Consider the following 20,694-nt stretch of genomic DNA (forward strand, 5'->3'; position numbering starts at 1 on the left):
GCTTCCTTTCACGGGGGTGGTGCGGGGCGCGCAGGCCACCGGCCCGGGGCCGGGCGGCACCGGGCGGGGCTGGTACGGGGCGGGGGCGGCTGCTAGAGCGAGGAGCCGATCTCGTTCGCGGCGGGCTCGGGGGCGGTGCCGGCCCGGTCCGGTACGCGGACGGGCGTGCGGCCGACGATCGAGTCGAGGATCTCGCCGACGCGGACGGCGGTGTTCGAGAGCAGCGACGAGGTGATGCCGTGCGTGTGCTCGGTGCCGCCCTGCAGGTAGACGCCGCAGCGCAGTTCGGGATCGGTGGTGACCCGGTAGTCGCGTTCGACCCGGACCCGGCCCTGCTCGTCGCGGTGGCAGTACTCCTCGATGCCGCCGAGGAGTTCGAGGCCGTCGGCGGAGCGGTAGCCGGTCGCGTAGACCAGGACGTCGGCGTCGAGCGGGGTGCGTTCGCCGGTGACCAGGGACTCGACGGTGGTGCGGACCTTGTCCGGGGTCTCCACCACGTCGGTGAGGCGGGAGACCTTCAGGAACCGGAGGCGTTCGGTGCCGAGCACCTTCTCCCGGTACTCCTGCCGGTACAGGTCGTCGATCAGGTCGATGTCGACGACGGAGTAGTTGGTGTTCCCGTGGTAGTCGATCAGCTTGCGCTTGATCTCCTCGGGGGCGGCGTAGTACTCGCCGACCGCGTCCGGGTCGAAGATCCGGTTGGCGAAGCTGCTGTCGTCGGCGGGGCTGTAGCCGTACCGGGAGAAGACCGCGCAGACCTCGGCGCCGGGGAAGGTGCGGTGCAGGAACGCCACGTTCTCGGCGGCGCTCTGGCCGGCGCCGACCACGATGAAGCGGCCGGGCTCGGTGCCCTCCAGCTCCCCGACCCGGGCGAGCAGGTCGGAGTTGTGCCAGACCCGTTCGGTACGTTCGACGCCCTCGGGCATCCGGGGGCGCAGGCCGGTGCCGACGACCAGGTTGCGGGCCCGGTGCGTGACGAGTTCGCCGCCGGAGCGGGCGGTGACGTCGAGGTACTGCACCACGCCGTCCTCGGTCACCGGGCGTACGGCCACGACCTCGCAGCCGTAGGACACCATGTCGTCGACCTTGGCGGCCGCCCACTCGAAGTAGTCGTGGAACTCGACCCGGAGCGGGAAGAGGTTCTTGTGGTTGACGAAGTCGAGCAGCCGGCCCTTGCTCTGCAGGTAGCAGAGGAAGCTGTACTCGCTCGCCGGGTTCCGCAGCGTCACCAGGTCCTTGAGGAAGGACACCTGCATGGTGGCGTCGTCGATCAGCATCCCCCGGTGCCAGCCGAACTGCGGCTGCCGCTCGAAGAAGTGGGCGGTGACCGCCTCTTCGCGTGCGACGCCTGCGTTGTGCTCGCTGAGCGCGATCGCCATGGCCACGTTGGACGGCCCGAAGCCGATTCCGATGAGGTCATGGATCAGTGGTGCGTCGTCAGCAAGAGCCTGAGACATGGGACTCCCAATCGTGCGGTGTAGCCGCTTTGGGCACGCCGGAGGAACGGCGACCGAGCAACAATTTAGGCAAGGCTAACCTGATCAATCAAGCCTGTCGACGCGCGGAAGCGGAAGGTGACGTTCGATCAGGGCACCGAACACCCTTGAAAACAGGCCCGGTTGATAAGTTAGGTAAGCCTTGCTTTACTCACACGTGGTCAGCTACAGTCCTGAGGAGGAACCCCCATGCGGGTTGTCATGTTCGGATATCAGACGTGGGGTCACCGCACGCTGCAGGCGCTGCTGGACTCCGAGCACGACGTCGTGATGGTCGTGACACACCCCAGGAGCGAGCACGCGTACGAGAAGATCTGGAGCGACTCGGTCGCCGACCTCGCCGAGGAGCACGGGGTCCCGGTGATGATCCGCAACCGCCCCGACGACGAAGAGCTGTTCGACGCGCTGAAGGCCGCGGACCCGGACATCATCGTCGCCAACAACTGGCGCACGTGGATCCCTCCGCGCATTTTCGGCCTCCCCCGCCACGGCACGCTGAACGTGCACGACTCCCTGCTGCCGAAGTACGCCGGCTTCTCCCCGCTGATCTGGGCACTGATCAACGACGAGAAGGAGGTGGGGGTGACCGCGCACATGATGAACGACGAGCTCGACGCCGGCGACATCGTGCTGCAGCGCGCCGTGCCGGTCGGTGACACCGACACGGCAACCGACCTGTTCCACAAGACCGTTGACCTGATCGCCCCGGTGACGGTGGGTGCGCTCGACCGGATCGCGGCCGGCGACACCGGCTTCACCCCGCAGGACCGCTCGCAGGCGAGCTTCTTCCACAAGCGCTCCGCCGAGGACGTCCGCATCGACTGGACCTGGCCGGCCGCCGACCTCGCCCGGCTGGTCCGCGCCCAGTCCGCCCCGTACCCGGCCGCGTTCACGTACCACCGGGGCAAGCGGCTGGAGGTGCTCGCCGCGGTGGTCTCGCAGGCCCGGTACGGCGGCACGCCCGGCCGCGTCTTCTACCGGGAGGGCGAGGGCGTGGTGATCGTGGCCGGCGCGGACGCCCGTACGGGCCGCAACCACGGGCTCGCCCTCACCCGGGTCCGCACCGAGGACGGCGTCGAGATGCCAGCCGCCGAATACTTCACCTCCATGGGCGGATACCTGACCAGCCGCCCGTGACGGCCGCCCGGCCGCCCCGCGACCACGGGGGAACACGGCAGACACCGACCCTCGCACCGGCCCTCACGCCGGCACGCGCAGGGGAACAGCACGGGGGAACCTTGAACGGGAACGAGCGGCACACCCACCGGGACGACCGGGACGACTGGGCCGACGACCTGGTGGCCCGGGTCGAACCCACCGGCGAGGTGGACCGGGCGCTGCGGGAGGCCCTGGGCCGGTCCCCCAGCCTGCGCGAGGAGACGGTCACCCGGATGGCGGACGCCGTCCGGGCCGCCGCCCAGGGCCTCGACCTCGCCGCGTGCGCGGTGGCGGCCGGGGTGCCCGAGCGCATGCTCCGGGAATGGCTGGAACTGGACGTGGCCTTCGCCGCTGCCTTACGGGCCGCCCACGCCCTCGCCGACGCCCACGGGCTCCGGCCCGGGGCCGGCCCCACCCCGGCCAGGCTCCGGCTGCTGCTCGCCGCGATGCGTGACGGGGCGCCCTGGCCGGCCGCGGCGGCACTCGCCGGGTTCTCCATCCGCGGCTTCGACCGGCTGCGGCGGGAGAGTCCCGCGGTGGGCGCACTGATGGCGGCGGCCCAGCGGGCCCGGTCCGGGAAGCGCCCGCCGCGCGGCGGGCGCCGCACGGGCCGTCCGGCGCGTCCCGCCAACGGCTACCGGCTGGTCCGGCGCGACGACCCGCTGCTCTCCCCCGAACGGGGCACTGCCACCGGCTGATCCGCCGGGTGTCCGGACTGCGTGCCGCCCCGTACCGTCGGCGCCTCCACGCGCGGTACGGGGCGGCACCTGCCGTCCGTGTCAGACGTTGGCGCAGGTGGTGGCACCGGCCGGGTTCAGCGCACCGATGACGTTGACGCTGTTTCCACAGACGTTGATCGGGGCGTGGATCGGGATCTGGACCAGGTTGCCCGAGAGCACGCCCGGCGAGCCGACGGCGTAGCCCTCGGCCGTGCTGTCGGCCATGGCCGTGGCGGAGCCGCCCAGAACGAGGGCGGCGGCGGCCAGGGCGAGCCCGGCGGTCCTGTACACACGCGACATAGGAGAGTCCTCCTGCTGATCGAACGGCGCGGACGCGCCGCCGGACCGGAACCGGCCCGCACCCTCTCTTCGGCAGCCGGCCGGCCCGGCTTGGGGGTCCGGGCACCGTATTCCCCCGAAAGTACGAGTACGAGCAGGATCCGCGGGCACGGACGGCGGTGGGAACGACGGCCGTCCGTGCCCGGTCGGGCCTCGGGACTGCGGCACCGGGACCGGCCGGTCCGACAGGGGCGTCAGCCGGTCCGGCGGGGACGTCAGTAAGTCCGGCAGGGGCGTCAGTAGGGACGCGGGGGCATCGGGCGGGGCTCGGCGTCCGGGGCCGTGAAGGTGACGTGCGGGCCGTCGGGGCCCGCCGCGGCCAGCACCGACGCCGATGTCGGCGGGTCGGTCGGCAGTTCGATCGTGACGGTGACCGGGACGTCCTTGCGCGTGGTGGCGTAGCCGGTCTCCTTGCCGTCGACCAGGACCTCCACCACCACGGTGTGGCCGGTCTGGACGGTGGCGCTGACCGAGTGCCCGAGGTGGTCGGTGTGGAAGTGGTGCCGGCGTCTCATCGGAGCTCCCGCGGGGGCAGAGGGGTGGTGGCGGGCCCCTGCAGCACGGTGCCGTCGGTCGCGAAGCGGGAGCCGTGGCAGGGGCATTCCCATGCCTGTTCGGCGTCGTTGAACGCGACCACGCAGCCCATGTGGGTGCAGCGGGCGTCGACGGTGCGCAGGGCACCGGATGCGTCCCGGTGCACGGCGCAGGGATGGTGCCCCCCGCCCCGTACGACGGCCCCCTCGCCGGGTGCCAGGGCGTCGGCGGCGTCGGCTCCGGGCAGGTGCATCCGGTCGCCGACGTAGTGTCCGGCGATCTCTCCCTGTCCGCCCAGCAGCCCGGGTATCTCGCGCACCGGGGGAAGCCGCCGCGGGTCGAACAGGTCGGTCCAGCCCGGGCGCGGGCCGCCCAGGACGTGCGCGGCCAGCAGCCGGCCGGCCATCAGTCCGCCGCTGAGGCCCCAGCCGCCGAAGCCCGTGGCGACGTACACGTGTTCGGTGCCGGGGTGGAGGTGGCCGACGAAGGGCAGGCCGTCGGCGGAGTCCAGGTCCTGCGCGGCCCACCGGAAGACGGGGCCGCCGGCGCCGAAGTCCGGGAACCGGGTGCGGGCCCACTCGGCCAGCCGGTCCCACCGCTCCGCGGTGCCGGGCTCACCCGGCCGGAACTCCTCCCCGGCCACGATCAGCAGCCGTTGGGCCGAGCCCGGGGGCGAGGGGTAGGGGGCGGTGCGGACGGAGCGGATCCGGTCCTCCGGGGTGAGGTACATGCCCTGCGGGTCGGCCGCCGCGGGCACGGGTGCGGCGATCACCAGTTCCCGGCGCGGGGTGAGCCGGACCATGAGCGACACCGGCCCGAAGGGCGGGAAGTGAGTGGCCAGGACCGCTTCGGCGGCGTGGACGACGGGGCCGTGGGCGGTCTCCAGCCGGATCCGGGCGTGCTCGTGGACGTCGGTGACCCGGGTCTGCTCGTGGATCCGGCCGCCGGCGGCGATGAAGGCCCCGGCCAGTCCGCCCAGGAAGGCGGCGGGGTGGATCTGCAGCTGGTCCGGCAGGCACACGGCGGCGGCGACCGGGAAGGGCAGGCCGGTCCCGGTGACGAACCGGGCGTCGAGCCCGGCGGCCCGGGCGGCGTCGGCCTCGGCGCGGATCTCCCCGGCCCGGGCGGGATCGGTCACATAGGTGTACGCGGGCAGCCGCTCGAAGCCGGCGTCGGCGCCCGCTTCCGCGGCGAGGGCCACGGCCCGCTCCAGGGCGTCCTGCTGCGCGGCCGCGTAGAGGCCCGCGGCCTCGGGGCCCACCGTACGGGCCAGGCGGTCGTAGCGCAGGCCGTGCAGGGCGGTCAGTTTGCCGGTGGTGTGCCCGGTGGTGCCGGAGAGGATCCGGTCGGCTTCGAGGAGTACCGTCTCGCGGCCCGCGGCGGCCAGCTCCAGGGCGGTGGCGAGGCCTGCGATGCCGCCCCCGACGACCACGACGTCGGTGTCGAGGTCCGCGTCGAGGCGCGGGCGCGGCGGCCGGTCGGCGGTGGCCAGCCAGTACGGGAGGGGGCGCCCGGCCGGCGCCGGCGTGTCGTCCATGCCGTGCGGGTACCCCGTGCCGGGCCGGGGATGCGTGGGCGCCCCCGGTTGCGGCCCGACGGACCCGCAACGAGAGTAAAGCCGGGCAAAACGCCCACACCTCTCGGAAGGATCCGTCATGAGCAAGGCCAAGGCGAAGGCCAAGCAGGTCAAGGGCAAGATGAAGGAGACCGCCGGTGACATGACCGACGACCAGCGCATGGAGATGGAGGGCCGCGCCGAGCACATGACGGGCAAGGTCCAGGAGTCCGCCGAGCGGATGAAGCGGCCGAACAAGTAGCGGCCGCCGTGGTGCCGGACCCCGTCGCACGGGGGTCCGGCACCCGGTCCGGGCGGACGGCGCCGCCGCTGCCGTCCGGTCCCGTTCGGTGCGGAGGGATCAGCTGTCGCGGACGGCGACGATGCCGTTGAACACGCCGATGTACGCGGTGCCGTCCGGGCCGAGGGTGATCGGTGCCCAGTTGTTGTCGTACAGCGGGCCGGTGCCGGTCAGCTGCCGCCAGCGGCGCTCACCGGTGCGGAAGTCCACCGCGGTGAGGTACCAGGCGTCGAAGCCCCAGAAGTTGGGGTCCTTCTCGTAGAAGTAGAGCAGCCCGTTGCCGGTGGAGAGCTTCGGCACCGTCGAGGGCGAGCGGATCGCGCTCTGCCAGACCGTGTCGCAGCCGCTGCCGTCGGGGCGGACGTCGATGCGGGAGACCCCGCCGACGACGCTCTTGCCGAAGAGCAGGCTGGTCGGGTTCTCGTAGCCGTAGTTGTTCTCGACGACGAGGCTGTTGCCCCAGCTGATCAGGGAGTTGTCGGTGGTGGAGGCCCCGGAGCCGAACACCGGCACCTTGCAGACCAGCCTCTTGTCGTCCGGCACGTCGGTGCCGCGCCGGAACACGAGGACGTTCATCCGGTCGTCGGCGTTGTCGGTGATGGCGACGTAGCCGTTGCCGAAGAGGTCCGGAGTGGTGCCCGAGCCCTGGTTCACGGAGCCGGGCTTGGTTCCCGTACCGCGGTCGTAGGTCTGCCGCCACTGCACCTGCGGGGTGCCGTCGGGAGCGGCGCGGAAGCTGTAGAGGGCGTGGTCGGAGACGATGGAGACGCCGTCCTGGGCCACCGAGAAGGAGTTCTGGATCTCCTCGCCCTGCAGCCGCACGTGGCGGATCGCCCCGGTCGCCGGGTCCACCGTGCCGACCCGGCCCTGGCGGGTGACCCACCAGATGCGGCCGTCCCAGTCCGGCATGACGGAGGTGACGGGGTCGCAGGTGCCGCTGGGCCACAGGTTGGTCCAGCTCACGCAGTCATGGGGGACGACTCCCGTCAGGTCCCAGTCGTTCTCGACCGTGAACTTCCAGCTGCCGTCCGGGTTCTGCGCGTGCGCGAGCCGCAGGACGTGCTGGCGGGAGTCGGCCAGCACGGCCCGGTCCTGGTCGTCCAGGTAGAAGTAGGCACCGCCCGAGGTGTCCTTGAAGATCTTCGAGAAGTCGAGCGAGGTGATCGCCTCGACCGTCGAGGAGCGCTGCGGGAGCTGGTGTTCCGCGAGCGTGGCGAGGGTGCGGGGGTCCAGGAGCTTGACCTTGAACCCGGTGAAGGTGCCGCACACGGTGACCAGGCGGCCGCCCTTGTCGAAGGTGGCGGTGGCGCACTCGCCGCCGAGGGCGGCGATCTTCTCGCTGGTCACCTGCGGGTTCCGGCCCAGCGGACCGGACCAGGGCGAGGTGGCGCTGCCCGCGGCGTCGGAGTGCATCCCGCTGCGGCCGTTGGGGGCGAGGTACGGGTGCTGCGGCGGGGCCTCGCCCGGCAGCGGGGCGGCGGTGGCCGGGCTCCCGTCGTAGTGGCTGACCAGGCGGTGGCCGGGGGCCAGGGGTATCTCGTCGGCCTGGGCCGGGAGCGCCCCGTTCAGGACCGCGAGCGCGGCCAGGGCCGGCACCACAGCGCAGTTCAGCGCTCTTCGGAACATGCGGTCGTCCTCCGTTTCTCTGTTGACACTGCGTCTGACATCGCGCCGCCGCCCGACGGTAGGTCGCAGGACCGGAGGAGTCCATGGAAGGTGAGGATGATTCACGAATTCGCAATGGATGATCAAGAACCGGGCGGCCGGGCGGGCTCGCGGGCACCTCAGGGCCTGAGGCTGCCGACCACCCCGGCGGCCGTGGCGAGCCCGCTCTGCAGGGACGCGGCCATGCCGCTGCCCGCCAGGCAGAAACCGAGGAAGACGCAGACCAGTGCATGGGAGAACTTCAGGCCGCCGCTGCGCAGGAAGATCCAGGCCAGGACGAGGAGCAGCACGACCACGGAGAGGGAAATCACCATCGCAACCTCCTAGTGCGGCGCCATCGTGGCGCAGCCGGAGGGCCGGACGGGGGCATGACGTGTCCGCCGAACGGGTGTTGACCGTCCGTGACAGGCTCCCACCCCTTGACGATCACGGTTCGCGCCCCCAATCGGGCAGGTCAGGACATCCGGGCACACCTGGGACGCGGGGCTTGTCGGGCCGCGGCCGCCCGTGCCATAAAGGTCCAGACCTGTTGGCGCGAGGCGAGGGAGACCCCGTGCGAGGACGCTCCGCACTGCCCGCCGGCACGGCGTTCCTGCCCACCGGCACGGCGTTCCTGCTCGCCGCCGTCGTCGCCGCCGGTACGGCGGCCTGCGCGCGGGCCGACACCGATCCCCCGCCGGCCCCGGCCGGGCTGACGGCACAGGCCGGCAGCGCCGGTTCGGTGCACGTGATGTGGGAGCCGGCCGACGAGCGGGACGGGGTCACCGGCTACCAGGTGCTCCAGGGCGGCGTGCCCGTCCGCGACCTGCCCGGCGAACGGCACATGACGGACATCACCGGTCTGGTGCCGCAGACCCGCTACGCGTTCACCGTCCGGGCGAGGGACGCGGCCGGGAACCTCTCCCCGGCCGCCGTCACCGCCGAGGTCACCACGCCGCCGGCCCGGGCCGGCGACCGGCGGCCCCCGACCGCGCCGGCCCGGGCCGCGGGCCGGCCGGACGGCCCCCGCACCGTCCTGCTGTCCTGGTCGGCCGCCACGGACGACACCGGGGTCACGGCGTACGACGTCTACCAGGGCGGCGTACGGATCCACACCGCGGCCGCGACCGAGACCGGCACCCGGCTGACCGGGATGCGGCCGGACACCGCCTACGCCTTCACCGTCCGGGCCCGCGACGGAGCGGACAACTCCTCGCCCGACGGCCCGCCGGTCGAGATCACCACGCCCCCGGGCGACGACGGGGAGCCGCCCACCGTGCCCGGCGACTTCACCGCGACCGCGTCGCCCGGCGCCGTGGAACTCGGCTGGATCCCGCCGGACACCGGACAGGAGGTCCGCGCGTACGAGCTGTACGTCGACGGACGCCCGACCACGGTGATCCAGTTCGCGCCCGGCGCGGTGCCCGACGGCCGGGCCGCGCACCGCCTGACCGTGGCCGAGCCGCCCGGCACGGTGTGGCGCCTGAAGATCCGGGCCCGGCTCCCGGACGGCACCTGGGGCTCCTTCTCCGCGGAACGACGGGTGGAACTGGTCCGCTGAGCGGACCGGTCACGCGACCGGAGCGGCCGGAGTGACCGGAGTGGCCGGAAGACGCCGCCCCCCGGACGGGGATCGCGCACAATACGTCCGTGCACGGTGAGTACCCGGTCAACAACGGACAGCAGGGCCCGAAGGGCGGAGCCCTTGAGCCAGACTCTGCCGACGTGCCGGGAAACCTGCCGCCGGAAACGGCGACCTTCGTCGGACGTGAGCACGAACTCGGTCTGCTCGGATCCCTGTTGCGCGGGCAGCGCCTCATCACCCTGACCGGAGTCGGCGGGGTCGGCAAGTCACGCCTCGCCCTGCGCGCCGTCCGTACCCTGGCGGCCTCCCGCAGACCCGCCCCGCGCGACGGCGTCTGGTGGGTGGAGCTCTCCCCGCTGCGCGACCCGGAGCTGCTCACCTCCACCGTCGCCCACACGCTGGGGCTCGCGGTCCACTCCAGCCTCTCCCCCGACGAGGAACTCTGCTCCTGGATGGCGGACAAGGAGCTCCTCATGGTGCTCGACACCTGCGAACACATGGTCCCGGCCGCGCGCCACCTGGTCGGCGAACTGCTGCAGACCGCGCCGGGCCTGACGGTCCTGACCACCACCCGCGAGCCGCTCCGCTGCCCCGGCGAGACCCTCGTGGAGGTCCGCCCGCTGCCCACCGACGGGCCGGACAGCGACGCCCTGGCCCTGTTCCGGGAACGCGCCCTCGCCGCGACCCCGCTGGCCGCCGAGGCCTTCACCGACCCCGGTCGCACCGCCGTCGCCGCCGAGGTGTGCCGCCGCCTGGACGGGATCCCGCTGGCCCTCGAACTGGCCGGCGCCCGGCTGCGGCTGTGGAGCGTGGAGCAGATCGCCGTGCGGCTGGGCGCCCGCTTCGAGCTGCTGGCCGACACGGGCTCCCCGCTGCTGCCCCGGCACCAGACCCTGCGTACGGCCATCGGCTGGAGCCACGAACTGTGCGAGCCGCTGGAACGCCTGCTGTGGGCGCGGCTGTCGGTGTTCGCCGGGGGCTTCGACCTGGCGGCGGCCCGGGCGGTCTGCTCCGGCGGCCCGCTGCCCGCGGCCCGGGTGGAGAAGGTGCTCACGGCACTCACCGCCAAGTCGGTGGTGCTGCGCACCGCGGTGGCCGGCGTGGGCACCCGCTACCGGATGCTCGACACCATCCGCGAGTACGGCCAGGACTGGCTCACCGAGCTGGGCGAGGCCGACGCGGTGGCGGACCGGCACGCCCACTGGTACGCGCAGCTCGCACAGGCGGCGGACCGCGGCTGGCTGGGGTCCGGCCAGGTGGACTGGTACCGCCGGATGACCGCCGAGCACATGCAGCTGCGGGCCGCCCTGGAACACCTGCTGGGCACCGACCCGCAGGCCGCGCTGGAGATGGCCGGCGCCCTGTGGTTCCTGTGGTTCTCCTGTGGGCACGTCCACGAGGGCGGGGCGTTCCTGGAGCGGGCCCTGCGCACGGCCCGGCCGACCGGACCGGCGTACGCCCAGGCGCTCTGGGCGGCCGGGGCCGTCTGCCTGCTGCGCGGCGACCTGGCCAGGGCCGGGGAGTACGGCGAGCGGGCCACGGCCGCCGCGGCCCGGCTGGCGGATCCGGAGCGGGAGCTGAGGGCCGCCTACCTGAAGGGCGCCGCGCTGCTGATGCCCGGCGACCCGGGCGGTTCCCTGGAGATCACCGGACCGGCGGCCCGCGCCGCCCACGGCGGGCGGGCCGACGGCGCGGGCGGGCTGCTGTGCCGGCTGGCGACCTCGTACGCGCTCTGCGACCTGGGGCGCTTCGAGGAGGCCGTGGAGGAGGCGGCGGGCCTGCGGGAGTCCTGCGTACGGCTCGGCGAGCGCTGGATGCGCGCGTACGCGGACTACGTCCTGGCGGTGGCGGCGCTGGGCCTGGGACAGCACGGCGAGGCGGCCCGGCACGTCCGGGCGATGCTCTCGGGGAAGCGGCTGCTCGGCGACCGGTTCGGGATCGCGCTCGGCCTGGACCTGCTGGCGGCGGCGGTGGCCGGACTGGGCGACGGCGAGCTGGCGGCCCGGCTGCTGGGCAACAGCCACGCGTGGTGGCGGACGGTCGGCCGTCCGCAGATGGGGGCGCCCTCACTGGCCGCCCTGCGCGACGAGGGCGAGCGGCGGGCACGGGCCTCGATCGGCGACGAGGCGTACGAGGCCGCCTTCCTGGGAGGTACACAGGCGCCCACCGGCTGAGTTCCTACCGGTGGGCGCTGCGCCCTGTCCTGGGTCGTGGGTACGGGCCCTGTCCCGGGCCCCGTCTCGGGCCCTGGGTGCGGGTCCTGGGTGTGGGTCCTGTCCTGCTGCCGGGGCTCCCGTTCAGTACGGGAGGGGTCTGCCCGACGGTGTGCGCAGGTCCAGTTCCCTCGGGGCCGGCTTCGGCACGGGCTTGCGGATCAACTGCTGGCGCATCGGGACCCCCGCTCTCAGGCCGGAACCGGGACCGGGCGGTGGGGGGCCACCGTACGGCCGTCAGGGAGCAGCTCGCCGGTGTCCTCGAAGATCACGGCACCGTTGCAGAGCAGGCTCCAGCCCTGTTCCGGATGGGACACCAGGACGCGGGCGGCTTCCCGGTCGGCGCTCTCGGCGGGCGGGCAGGGGGGCTGGTGGGAGCACATGGCGCACCTCCTCGCTGAGTGGGGCGGGGGTCCGGTGGTCACCCGGTCGCTTCCGCCATCCACGGTGGCGAGGAGTATTACTGATCGCTGCCGTGCGGCGGAACCCGTATTCGAGGCCCAGTTCACCCAGCGTATGCCCGATTACGATGCGTTCATGCCCGGAATTCGGATTGTTCGCGGTAGTTCGATGCCTCCGTACGAGGCGTGGACGCGCCTCACGGACTGGGAACGGCACGGCGCCCAGGTGCCGTTCACGCGTACGTCGCTCCACACCGCACCCCCCACCCGGGTCGGCACGCGCTTCACCGCGGTGACCGGAATGGGACGGTTCGTGGTGAATGACGTGATGGAGGTCACGGTCTGGCGTCCGCCCCTCGGACGGGCTCCGGGACTGGCCCGGCTGGAGAAGCGGGGCCGCCTGGTCCACGGCTGGGCGGAGATCGAGGTCCGCCCGGCCGCGGACACCGGCAGCGAGGTGCACTGGCGCGAGGAACTGCGCCTCTTCGGCTTCCCCCGGCTCCTCGACCCGCTCGTGGCGGTGGCCGGCCGCCGGCTCTTCGGGCGGGCCGTGGACCGCCTCCTGGCGCCGGGACCGGCCGGGACCGGCGGGGGCCGGGGAGCGGCCCGCGGGGACCGTGGGGAACCAACGGGGACCGCAGAGGGTCAGTAGGGGCAGATGCTGCTCTTGGCGACCGTGTTGATGAAGATCGCGTCGACGTCGGTGACCCGGTGCTCGGGGGTGCTGAAGCGCTTCACCGCCTCCTCCTCGCCGTCGATCCCGGGCAGGGTGAGGGCGTAGCACTGCTGCACGCCGTTCTCCAGGGCCTTCTCCTCGTCGGCGACGAGGGACGGGTGCACGGTCTTCAGCCCGGCCAGGTAGACGATCCGCTTCTGTCCCACCGGCTTGGTGTACCGCTCGGACGGTTCGGCGCTCCCGGGCACGGAAGGGCTCGGCGCCGGCGAACCCGGCGCGGAGGCCCCCGGGCCGCCGGACGCGCCCGGCGAAGGGCTCCCGGAGACGGGCGGCGCGCCGCCGCCGGCCTTCTCGTCCTTCTTCCCGTCACTGCCGCAGGCGGACAGCGCGAACGCCGCGACGACGGCGCACGCGAGGGCAACGGCACGTTCCTGATGTGTACGCATCACCCCATGCTGGCCGCGCCCGGCCCCGCCGGGGCCGTCCGTGACGGGACCGTGACGCCCCGCGACAGCCCTGTGACAAGGACCGCCGCGCCGTTCCACCACGGGCGGCCCCGGCACCGGCGGGCGGGCCTGCAGACGGCCCGGCCCGACGAGCGGGCCGGGCCGCCGGGTCAGACGAGGCCGGCGGCCAGCGCGAGGCGCGCCTCCCGCTGCTGCCGGTACCGGGCGAAGTCCCCGGCGTGCTGCGCGAGGAGCTGCCGCTGGTGGGCGGAAATGACGGCCGCCCCGAAGCCGACCAGGTTCACCTGGCGCTTGCAGCGGACGTCCTGCACGGCGGCCGCGACCGCGGCGGGACCGGCCGGGTCGTCCAGCCCGAGCACGCTCTCCACCTCGTACGGGTTGGGGATGCCCGGGTAACCGGCCCGGTCCATGCACCGGGACCACCCGCGGACCACGGCGATCATCCTGGGGTCCTCCTTCGCCCGGAGATGAGCGTCGAAGGAGGCCCACTGCCCGTAGAGCGGGTCCATGGACGCCCTGGTGGGGCGGTTCAGGATCCGGTAGCCCTCGCCGAGACAGCCGTGGACGGGAACGGTGCGCCCGCCCACGACGACCCCGCTGTCCAGCTCCCGGGCCTCCTCCTCCGAGATGGGCCCCCGCGGCACCTCCGGCCCCTCGGGCTCGCCGGGCCGGACGCCGTACAGCACCAGGTGGGCCTCCTCGGTCAGCTCCGGCCGCTCCTTGCCCGGCGGCCGGGTGCGGCCACCCCATTGGTCGTAGCCGTAGGCGGCCGCACGGGCGGGGTCGGCCAGGCCGAAGAGGTACTCGTATCGGTCCTCGGGGCCGGCGGGCGGTACGGGGTCCCGCGGGGCGTAGGCGATTCCGTACCGGGCCGCGCAGCGGGTGGTCAGCCGGTTCTGGGCGGTCTCCAGCAGGCGCTGCTCGGCGGGCGAGTCGGTGTAGGCGTCCAGCGGGAACCGCAGGGACGCCGTCGGCGGGTTGAAGGCCACGGGGCCCAGGGCCGGCGCGGCGGTGCCGCCCTCGGCCCGAGCCTGGCCGGGCAACAGCACCACTGTCGCCAGCAGGCCCGCCAGCAGTGCGGGCACGGCCGCCGTACGGCGGCGTCGGATGGAACGCACGGGATCCTCCCCTGTCGATGATCACTGTGTCGCGCCACCGATGGATCCTGCAGCCGCTCTCCGCCACCCCCAACCCCAAACCGGGCATTCCGCCGCTCTGTTACGCAACGGTCTCACAGCGGACCCGCAACGGCCCCGCGGCCGGGGCCGGACGCAGCTCCGCCCCGGCGGGCGCTGTCCCCTCGCGGGGTCCGTCGGGGCGGATCCGAGTGGCCAACCGCCCGGCAGCAATCGGGTGGGTGGGTGATGCGTTCACGCTAACCGCAGCCACTGACAACACCGGCCGGGCCGCAGCCGGGCGCCGGGGGCTTGCGCCGTGGGCCCACGGCGCCTTCCGGAGACGACGCCTAGCGGATCGGCATGCCGGAGATGGTCCGCGCGATCACCAGCCGCTGGATCTCACTGGTGCCCTCGAAGATGGTGTAGATGGCGGCGTCCCGGTGCATGCGCTCCACCGGGTACTCGCGGGTGTAGCCGTTCCCGCCCAGGATCTGTATCGCCTGGGCGGTGACCTTCTTGGCCACCTCGCTCGCGTAGAGCTTGGACATCGAGCCCTCCGCCGCCTCGAACGGCTTGCCCGCGACCGCCATCCAGGAGGCCCGCCACACCAGCAGCCGGGCCGCGTCGATCTGGGTGCGCATGTCGGCGAGCTGGAAGGCGACGCCCTGGTTGTCGATGATCGGCCGGCCGAACTGGGTGCGGGTTCTGGCGTAGTCGAGGGCGACCTCGTACGCGGCCCGGGCGGTGCCGACCGCCATGGCGCCGACCGCCGGGCGGGACGCTTCGAAGGTGGCCATCGCCGCGTTCTTCACGCGCTCGCCGCCCGCCTTGGCCTTCTCGCGGGCCCGAGCCAGCCGCTCGTCCAGCTTCTCCTTGCCGCCGAGCAGGCAGGAACCGGGGATCCGTACGTCCTCCAGCACCACCTCGGCGGTGTGCGAGGCGCGGATGCCGTGCTTCTGGAACTTCTGGCCCTGCGACAGGCCGGGCGTGTTCGGCGGGACGATGAAGGAGGCGTGGCCCTTGGAGCCGAGTGCGGGGTCCACCACGGCCACCACGATGTGGACGTTGGCGATACCGCCGTTGGTGGCCCAGGTCTTGGTGCCGTTGAGCACCCACTCGTCCTTGGCCTCGTCGTAGACGGCGCGGGTGCGCATCGAGCCGACGTCGGAGCCGGCGTCGGGCTCGGAGGAGCAGAAGGCGGCGACCTTCACGTCGTCCGGGGTGCCGTACATCTGCGGGATCCAGGTCCCGATCTGCTCCTCGGTGCCGTTGGCGACGACGCCGATCGCGGCGAGGCCGGTGCCCACGATGGACAGGGCGATCCCCGCGTCACCCCAGAACAGCTCCTCCATCGCCATGGGGACGCCGAGGCCGGTGGGGTCGAAGAACTGCTGGGCGTAGAAGTCCAGGGAGTAGATCCCGACCTTGGCGGCCTCCTGGATGACGGGCCACGGAGTCTCCTCACGCTCGTCCCATTCCGCGGCGGCGGGGCGGATGACATCGGCGGCGAAGCCGTGGATCCAGTCCCGGACCTGCTTCTGGTCCTCGTTGAGCTCCATGGTGAACTCCGCCATGTCCCCTCCAGCTGTATCGGTGCACCACGTTCGTTACCTGCGGTAACCCGCAGCAGGGCTACAGTCTGTTACTGACGAGTAGTAACTGTCAACCGGCATCGGATCCGGTCTGAGTACCTCCGATTCGATCGGGGGGAGGGGCGGGGTGTTACGTTGCGTGTGCGTCACGCACATCGCACGGGCGGGGAGAGAGAACGTCATGGAGACCACGCAGCAGGCCGGCCGGGAGCCGGGCACGGCCGAACGCCGGCGCCGGGAGCTGCTCGAAGCCGCCGACCGGGTGGTGCTCCGGGACGGCCCCAAGGCGTCCATGAACGCCATCGCGGCGGAGGCGGGCATCACCAAGCCGATCCTCTACCGCCACTTCGGCGACAAGGCGGGGCTCTACCAGGCCCTCGCGGTACGCCACACCGACGCCCTGCTGGACTCCCTGCGGGCGGCGCTGGACGCCCCGGCCGAGCGCCGCCGCCGCGTCGAGGCCACGCTGGACACCTACCTCACCGCGATCGAGGCCCGGCCGCAGGTGTACCGGTTCCTGATGCACCCGGCGGAGGACTCGCACACGGGCGAGCGCGGCTTCGAGGTCGGACAGCATTCGGCGCCGCTGCTGCGGCGGCTGGGCGAGGAACTCGCCAAGGTGATCGGGGAACGGGTGGACCTGGGGCCCGGCGGCGACGAGCTGGCCCGCATCTGGGGGCACGGCATCGTCGGCATGATGCACGCGGCGGGCGACTGGTGGCTCGGCGAACGGCCCTGCTCCCGCGAGGCGCTCGTCACCGGCCTCACCGATCTCCTCTGGGGCCGCCTCGCCACCGCCGGCAACCTCGCCGACGGCCCCGGCTTCTGACCCGTCCCGCCCGGTCGGCGTACGGGGGCCCCGGTGTGGGCCAGGCCCACCGGGCGACCGGCGGGGTGCAGCCGCGGAGGGGGTGGGGCGGAGCGCCGGAGGGCGTGGGGCGCAGCCCCGTCAGGACGGCCGGCCCGCCTTGCGGATCGCACGGTCGAGGCGGCGGCGCCTGAAGCCCTCGACCCGCTCGCGGTAGACGACGCCGTCCAAGTGGTCGCACTCGTGCTGCAGGCACCGCGCGAAGAACCCCGTCCCCTCCACCCGTACCGGCCGCCCCGCCGAGTCGACCCCCTCCACGACCGCCCGGTCGTACCGCGCCGTGCCCGCCTCCAGCCCCGGCAGGGAAAGGCATCCCTCCGGCCCGAGCACCTCCACCCCGTCGGCCTCCACCAGCCGGGGGTTGACGACGTGCCCGAGGTGCCGTTCGTCCTCGTCGTCCGGACAGTCGTAGACGAACACCCGCTGCCCGACCCCGATCTGATTGGCCGCCAGCCCCACGCCCTGCGCCGCGTACATCGTGGCGAACATGTCCTCGATCAGCCGGTCGAGCTCCGGGCCGAACTCGGTGACCTCGGCACAGGCCGAATGGAGCACCGGATCGCCGAGCAGACTCATGGTGCGGACGAGACCGGAAGTGCCGGGAATAGGGCGTTGTCGCATGGCCGTAAGGGTACGCGGGACGACCATATGAGGAGATCCGGGGCGTCAAGGCGGCGCCGAGGTCAGGGGCCCGACAGGTTCTGGATAGGCTGGGGCCGGACCGACGCAAGGAGGACAAGGGACGATGGCAGGCAACACGGAGCCGCTTTCGCCGCGCGCCAAGCTGGCCGTGACGGCGGGCAAGGCCGCGGCGGCGGTGTCGCGGGCCGCGGGGCGTGGCAGCGGATCGGTGATCGGGGGCAGGGTCGCACTCAAGCTCGACCCCGATTTGCTCAGCGCGCTGGCGCAGCACCTCGATGTCGTCCTCGTGTCCGCGACGAACGGCAAGACGACCACGACCCGCCTGATCGCGGAGGCCCTCCGCGCCAGCGGCCCGGTGGTCTCGAACGCGCTGGGCGCGAACATGCCGGCGGGCATCACCTCCGCCCTCGCGGGCGGCGGCGACGCCAAGTACGGCGTCATCGAGGTGGACGAGAAGTACCTGGCCGGAGTGGCCCGCGACACGACGCCGAAGGCGATCGCGCTGCTGAACCTCTCCCGCGACCAGCTGGACCGGGCCGCCGAGACCCGGATGCTCGCCGAGAAGTGGCGGGAGGGCCTGGCCGGCACCAAGGCCGTGGTGATCGCCAACTGCGACGACCCGCTGATCGTGTGGTCCGCCTCGTCCTCGCAGAACGTGGTGTGGGTCGCGGCCGGCCAGGAGTGGAAGGACGACGCCTGGTCGTGCCCCTCCTGCGGCGGCGTGATGCAGCGCCCCGGCGACGACTGGTTCTGCGGTGAGTGCGGGTTCCGCCGCCCCACCCCGAGCTGGGCGCTCTCCGGCGACCACGTGCTCGACCCGCACGGCAGCGCGTGGCCGATCCACCTGCAGCTGCCGGGCCGCGCCAACAAGGCGAACGCCGCGACCTCGGCCGCCGTGGCCGCCGTCTTCGGCGTCCCGCCGCAGGTCGCGCTGGAGCGGATGTACCAGGTGCAGGCGGTGGCCGGCCGCTACGACGTGGTGACCTTCCAGAACCGCCAGCTGCGGCTGCTGCTCGCGAAGAACCCCGCGGGCTGGCTCGAAACGTTTTCGCTGATCGACCCGCCGCCCACGCCGGTGATCCTCTCGGTCAACGCGCGGGGCGCCGACGGCACCGACACCTCCTGGCTGTGGGACGTGGACTACCCGCGGCTGGCCGGGCACCCGATCTTCGTGATCGGTGACCGCAAGCTGGACCTGGCGGTCCGCCTGGAGGTCGCCGGCCTGGACTTCCGCGTGTGCGAGACCCTCGACGAGGCCGTGCAGCTGGCTCCGCCCGGACAGATCGAGCTGATCGCCAACTACACCGCCTTCCAGGACGTCCGCCGACGCGTCGGCAACTAGTACCCAGCCGTAAGGACGACAACAGCATGAGCGACAACAGCCTGCGTCTGGTGTGGGTCTACCCGGACCTGCTGAGCACGTACGGAGACCAGGGCAACGCCCTGGTCGTGGAGCGCCGGGCCCGGCAGCGCGGCCTGGACGTCCAGCGCCTGGACGTCCGCAGCGACCAGCCGATCCCCACCTCCGGGGACATCTACCTGATCGGCGGCGGCGAGGACCGGCCGCAGCGGCTGGCCGCGGAGCGGCTGCTGCGCGACGGCGGCCTGGAGCGCGCCGTGTCGAACGGGGCGATCGTGTTCTCGGTCTGCGCCGGGTACCAGATCCTCGGCAACGAGTTCGTGAACGACATGGGCGAGCGCCAGCCGGGCCTCGGCCTGCTGGACGTGGTCACCGTGCGCGGTGAGGGCGAGCGGTGCGTCGGCGACGTGCTCGCCGACATCGACCCGCAGCTGAACCTGCCCCCGCTGACCGGTTTCGAGAACCACCAGGGCGTCACCCACCTCGGCCCGACCGCCCGGGCGTTCGCGCGGACCCGGATCGGCCGCGGCAACGGCACCGGCGACGGCACCGAGGGCGCGTACAACGACACCGTCTTCGGCACGTACATGCACGGACCGGTGATGGCCCGCAACCCGCACATCGCGGACCTGCTGCTGAAGCTGGCCCTGGACGTGAACGCGCTGCCGCCGGTCGACGACCGGTGGTACGAGGCGCTGCGCGCGGAGCGCATCGCGGCGGCCACCCAGCCCGCATAAGGCCCCCGGCGGCCCCGACGTACGGCCCGGACTCCCCCGTGGAGTCCGGGCCGCAGTCTTTGCACAGTCCTGCCGCTGCCCCCCGGCGGTCTTTTCATCCAAGAATTGAACGCGGGCTTGGAGGATGGTTCAGTCCACTGCCGATCCGCTTGTAGGGTGACGGGTAGTTCCAACCGGACGACGTGGTCCGGTCGTCGGCCCACGTTGCAAAGGTTTTTTGTGCCATGCGCATAGGTGTGCTCACTTCCGGTGGCGACTGCCCCGGCCTGAACGCCGTCATCCGCTCCGTCGTGCACCGCGCCGTCGTGGACCACGGCGACGAGGTCATCGGGTTCCAGGACGGCTGGAAGGGGCTCCTGGAAGGTGACTACCGGAAGCTGGACCTGGAGGACGTGGCGGGCATCCTGGCCCGCGGCGGCACCATCCTCGGCTCCTCCCGGGTGCAGCCGGCCCACCTGCGGGACGGCGTGGAGCGCGCCCGCGGGCACGTGGCCGACCTCGGCCTGGACGCGATCATCCCGATCGGCGGCGAGGGCACCCTGAAGGCCGCCAACCTGCTGTCCGAGGCCGGTCTGCCCATCGTGGGCGTGCCGAAGACCATCGACAACGACATCGCCTCCACCGACCGGACCTTCGGCTTCGACACCGCCGTCGGAGTGGCCACCGAGGCCCTGGACCGGCTCAAGACCACCGCGGAATCGCACCAGCGGGTCATGGTGGTCGAGGTCATGGGCCGGCACGCCGGCTGGATCGCCCTGGAGTCCGGCACCGCCGCCGGCGCGCACGCCATCGTGGTGCCGGAGCGCCCCTTCGACATCGACGAGCTGACCCGGATCGTCGGCGAGCGCTTCTCGGCCGGCAAGCGGTTCGCGATCGTGGTGGTCGCCGAGGGCGCCAAGCCCCGCGCGGGGTCGATGGACTTCGAGGAGGGCCGCAAGGACGTCTACGGCCACGAGCGGTTCGCCGGCATCGGCAACCTCCTCGCCGTCGAGCTGGAGGCCCGGCTCGGCAAGGAGGCCCGCCCGGTCATCCTCGGCCACGTCCAGCGCGGCGGCACCCCCACCGCGTACGACCGGGTGCTCGCCACCCGCTTCGGCTGGCACGCGGTGGAGGCGGCGCACCGGGGCGAGTTCGGCATGCTGACCGCGCTGCGCGGCACCGACATCGTGATGGTGCCGCTCGCGGAGGCCACTTCGCACCTGAAGACGGTGCCGGCCGAGCGCTTCGCCGAGGCCCAGAACGTCCTCTGATGTCCCGAAGGTGACTCGATGGGGCCCCCGGACGCGTCG

21 protein-coding genes are annotated in these 20,694 nt (G+C 73.0%); 10 read left to right on the top strand and 11 right to left on the bottom strand.

What is annotated here, in order from left to right; genetic code table 11:
- Positions 1-92: 92 nt before the first annotated feature.
- Complete coding sequence (locus AB0O36_RS19080) at positions 93-1,457, bottom strand: lysine N(6)-hydroxylase/L-ornithine N(5)-oxygenase family protein (protein ID WP_365111472.1); 1,365 nt, start codon at positions 1,455-1,457, stop codon at positions 93-95.
- Between the two features lie 228 nt (positions 1,458-1,685).
- Between AB0O36_RS19080 and AB0O36_RS19085 the strand changes: the two genes are divergently transcribed.
- A complete protein-coding gene (locus AB0O36_RS19085) occupies positions 1,686-2,633 on the top strand; it encodes a methionyl-tRNA formyltransferase (protein ID WP_365111474.1) in 948 nt (315 codons plus the stop codon).
- A gap of 101 nt (positions 2,634-2,734) precedes the next feature.
- Complete coding sequence (locus AB0O36_RS19090; protein ID WP_365111477.1) at positions 2,735-3,352, top strand: hypothetical protein; 618 nt, start codon at positions 2,735-2,737, stop codon at positions 3,350-3,352.
- Between the two features lie 81 nt (positions 3,353-3,433).
- Here the strand turns inward: AB0O36_RS19090 and AB0O36_RS19095 are convergent, their stop codons facing one another.
- From AB0O36_RS19095 to AB0O36_RS19105, 3 genes are all read right to left on the bottom strand, one after another.
- Positions 3,434-3,673, bottom strand: coding sequence for a chaplin (locus tag AB0O36_RS19095; protein ID WP_365111480.1), 240 nt, complete (start codon positions 3,671-3,673; stop codon positions 3,434-3,436).
- Between the two features lie 275 nt (positions 3,674-3,948).
- Positions 3,949-4,227, bottom strand: a complete 279-nt coding sequence (locus AB0O36_RS19100; protein WP_365111483.1) for a hypothetical protein — start codon at positions 4,225-4,227, stop codon at positions 3,949-3,951.
- Entirely contained in the window at positions 4,224-5,783 is a 1,560-nt protein-coding gene (locus AB0O36_RS19105; protein ID WP_365111486.1) for an FAD-dependent oxidoreductase, read from the bottom strand. Before AB0O36_RS19105 ends, AB0O36_RS19100 begins: the two co-directional genes overlap by 4 nt.
- A gap of 118 nt (positions 5,784-5,901) precedes the next feature.
- Here AB0O36_RS19105 and AB0O36_RS19110 point away from each other — a divergent pair, with 118 nt between their 5' ends.
- Complete coding sequence (locus AB0O36_RS19110; RefSeq protein WP_365111489.1) at positions 5,902-6,063, top strand: CsbD family protein; 162 nt, start codon at positions 5,902-5,904, stop codon at positions 6,061-6,063.
- Between the two features lie 99 nt (positions 6,064-6,162).
- On the opposite strand, the gene AB0O36_RS19115 is transcribed toward AB0O36_RS19110, so the two are convergent.
- Together AB0O36_RS19115 and AB0O36_RS19120 are read right to left on the bottom strand one after the other, a co-directional pair.
- Complete coding sequence (locus AB0O36_RS19115; protein ID WP_365111492.1) at positions 6,163-7,728, bottom strand: hypothetical protein; 1,566 nt, start codon at positions 7,726-7,728, stop codon at positions 6,163-6,165.
- A 158-nt stretch (positions 7,729-7,886) separates the two neighbouring features.
- Positions 7,887-8,081, bottom strand: coding sequence for a hypothetical protein (locus AB0O36_RS19120; protein WP_365111495.1), 195 nt, complete (start codon positions 8,079-8,081; stop codon positions 7,887-7,889).
- A 239-nt stretch (positions 8,082-8,320) separates the two neighbouring features.
- Here AB0O36_RS19120 and AB0O36_RS19125 point away from each other — a divergent pair, with 239 nt between their 5' ends.
- Positions 8,321-9,307: a fibronectin type III domain-containing protein gene (locus AB0O36_RS19125; protein ID WP_365111497.1), complete on the top strand. Its 987-nt coding sequence runs from the start codon at positions 8,321-8,323 to the stop codon at positions 9,305-9,307.
- Positions 9,308-9,396: 89 nt separating this feature from the next.
- Positions 9,397-11,505 carry an NB-ARC domain-containing protein gene (locus AB0O36_RS19130; protein ID WP_365111500.1) on the top strand — a complete coding sequence of 703 codons (2,109 nt, stop codon included), beginning with the start codon at positions 9,397-9,399 and terminating at the stop codon, positions 11,503-11,505.
- A gap of 230 nt (positions 11,506-11,735) precedes the next feature.
- Here AB0O36_RS19130 and AB0O36_RS19135 read toward each other — a convergent pair whose 3' ends face one another.
- Complete coding sequence (locus AB0O36_RS19135) at positions 11,736-11,927, bottom strand: DUF5999 family protein (protein ID WP_365111503.1); 192 nt, start codon at positions 11,925-11,927, stop codon at positions 11,736-11,738.
- Between the two features lie 154 nt (positions 11,928-12,081).
- Between AB0O36_RS19135 and AB0O36_RS19140 the strand changes: the two genes are divergently transcribed.
- A complete protein-coding gene (locus tag AB0O36_RS19140) occupies positions 12,082-12,597 on the top strand; it encodes an SRPBCC family protein (RefSeq protein WP_365111506.1) in 516 nt (171 codons plus the stop codon).
- On the opposite strand, the gene AB0O36_RS19145 is transcribed toward AB0O36_RS19140, so the two are convergent.
- The 3 genes from AB0O36_RS19145 to AB0O36_RS19155 all read right to left on the bottom strand — a co-directional run bounded on the left by AB0O36_RS19145 (position 12,591) and on the right by AB0O36_RS19155 (position 15,780).
- A complete protein-coding gene (locus AB0O36_RS19145) occupies positions 12,591-13,067 on the bottom strand; it encodes a hypothetical protein (protein ID WP_365111508.1) in 477 nt (158 codons plus the stop codon). The genes AB0O36_RS19140 and AB0O36_RS19145 overlap by 7 nt on opposite strands.
- Before the next feature lie 170 nt (positions 13,068-13,237).
- The gene (locus AB0O36_RS19150; RefSeq protein WP_365111511.1) at positions 13,238-14,206 is read right to left on the bottom strand and encodes a hypothetical protein; all 969 of its coding nucleotides are present in this window, start codon (positions 14,204-14,206) and stop codon (positions 13,238-13,240) included.
- A gap of 347 nt (positions 14,207-14,553) precedes the next feature.
- Positions 14,554-15,780 (bottom strand): acyl-CoA dehydrogenase family protein, encoded by a 1,227-nt coding sequence (locus tag AB0O36_RS19155; protein WP_365111513.1) that lies wholly within the window; start codon positions 15,778-15,780, stop codon positions 14,554-14,556.
- Positions 15,781-15,979: 199 nt separating this feature from the next.
- Here AB0O36_RS19155 and AB0O36_RS19160 point away from each other — a divergent pair, with 199 nt between their 5' ends.
- Entirely contained in the window at positions 15,980-16,627 is a 648-nt protein-coding gene (locus AB0O36_RS19160) for a TetR family transcriptional regulator (protein WP_365111516.1), read from the top strand.
- Positions 16,628-16,747: 120 nt separating this feature from the next.
- Here the strand turns inward: AB0O36_RS19160 and def are convergent, their stop codons facing one another.
- The gene (def, locus tag AB0O36_RS19165; RefSeq protein ID WP_365111518.1) at positions 16,748-17,287 is read right to left on the bottom strand and encodes a peptide deformylase; all 540 of its coding nucleotides are present in this window, start codon (positions 17,285-17,287) and stop codon (positions 16,748-16,750) included.
- 124 nt (positions 17,288-17,411) lie between these two features.
- Here def and AB0O36_RS19170 point away from each other — a divergent pair, with 124 nt between their 5' ends.
- From AB0O36_RS19170 to AB0O36_RS19180, 3 genes are all read left to right on the top strand, one after another.
- On the top strand, positions 17,412-18,650 hold the full coding sequence (locus tag AB0O36_RS19170) for a MurT ligase domain-containing protein (RefSeq protein WP_365111521.1): 1,239 nt from the start codon (positions 17,412-17,414) through the stop codon (positions 18,648-18,650).
- A gap of 26 nt (positions 18,651-18,676) precedes the next feature.
- A complete protein-coding gene (locus AB0O36_RS19175; RefSeq protein ID WP_365111523.1) occupies positions 18,677-19,405 on the top strand; it encodes a glutamine amidotransferase in 729 nt (242 codons plus the stop codon).
- Positions 19,406-19,629: 224 nt separating this feature from the next.
- Positions 19,630-20,655, top strand: a complete 1,026-nt coding sequence (locus tag AB0O36_RS19180) for a 6-phosphofructokinase (RefSeq protein ID WP_365111526.1) — start codon at positions 19,630-19,632, stop codon at positions 20,653-20,655.
- Positions 20,656-20,694: the final 39 nt, after the last annotated feature.

It is taken from the genome of Streptomyces sp. NPDC089799 (assembly GCF_040684755.1).
GTDB lineage: Bacteria > Actinomycetota > Actinomycetes > Streptomycetales > Streptomycetaceae > Streptomyces.

Excerpts from the sequence above, each read along its gene's own strand:
- AB0O36_RS19080 (WP_365111472.1), bottom strand. The coding sequence starts at position 1,457 with ATGTCTCAGGCTCTTGCTGACGACGCACCACTGATCCATGACCTCATC.
- AB0O36_RS19085 (WP_365111474.1), top strand. The coding sequence starts at position 1,686 with ATGCGGGTTGTCATGTTCGGATATCAGACGTGGGGTCACCGCACGCTG.
- AB0O36_RS19095 (WP_365111480.1), bottom strand. The coding sequence starts at position 3,673 with ATGTCGCGTGTGTACAGGACCGCCGGGCTCGCCCTGGCCGCCGCCGCC.
- AB0O36_RS19100 (WP_365111483.1), bottom strand. The coding sequence starts at position 4,227 with ATGAGACGCCGGCACCACTTCCACACCGACCACCTCGGGCACTCGGTC.
- AB0O36_RS19105 (WP_365111486.1), bottom strand. The coding sequence starts at position 5,783 with ATGGACGACACGCCGGCGCCGGCCGGGCGCCCCCTCCCGTACTGGCTG.
- AB0O36_RS19110 (WP_365111489.1), top strand. The coding sequence starts at position 5,902 with ATGAGCAAGGCCAAGGCGAAGGCCAAGCAGGTCAAGGGCAAGATGAAG.
- AB0O36_RS19115 (WP_365111492.1), bottom strand. The coding sequence starts at position 7,728 with ATGTTCCGAAGAGCGCTGAACTGCGCTGTGGTGCCGGCCCTGGCCGCG.
- AB0O36_RS19120 (WP_365111495.1), bottom strand. The coding sequence starts at position 8,081 with ATGGTGATTTCCCTCTCCGTGGTCGTGCTGCTCCTCGTCCTGGCCTGG.
- AB0O36_RS19135 (WP_365111503.1), bottom strand. The coding sequence starts at position 11,927 with ATGTGCTCCCACCAGCCCCCCTGCCCGCCCGCCGAGAGCGCCGACCGG.
- AB0O36_RS19140 (WP_365111506.1), top strand. The coding sequence starts at position 12,082 with ATGCCCGGAATTCGGATTGTTCGCGGTAGTTCGATGCCTCCGTACGAG.
- AB0O36_RS19145 (WP_365111508.1), bottom strand. The coding sequence starts at position 13,067 with ATGCGTACACATCAGGAACGTGCCGTTGCCCTCGCGTGCGCCGTCGTC.
- AB0O36_RS19155 (WP_365111513.1), bottom strand. The coding sequence starts at position 15,780 with ATGGCGGAGTTCACCATGGAGCTCAACGAGGACCAGAAGCAGGTCCGG.
- AB0O36_RS19160 (WP_365111516.1), top strand. The coding sequence starts at position 15,980 with ATGGAGACCACGCAGCAGGCCGGCCGGGAGCCGGGCACGGCCGAACGC.
- def (WP_365111518.1), bottom strand. The coding sequence starts at position 17,287 with ATGCGACAACGCCCTATTCCCGGCACTTCCGGTCTCGTCCGCACCATG.
- AB0O36_RS19170 (WP_365111521.1), top strand. The coding sequence starts at position 17,412 with ATGGCAGGCAACACGGAGCCGCTTTCGCCGCGCGCCAAGCTGGCCGTG.
- AB0O36_RS19175 (WP_365111523.1), top strand. The coding sequence starts at position 18,677 with ATGAGCGACAACAGCCTGCGTCTGGTGTGGGTCTACCCGGACCTGCTG.
- AB0O36_RS19180 (WP_365111526.1), top strand. The coding sequence starts at position 19,630 with ATGCGCATAGGTGTGCTCACTTCCGGTGGCGACTGCCCCGGCCTGAAC.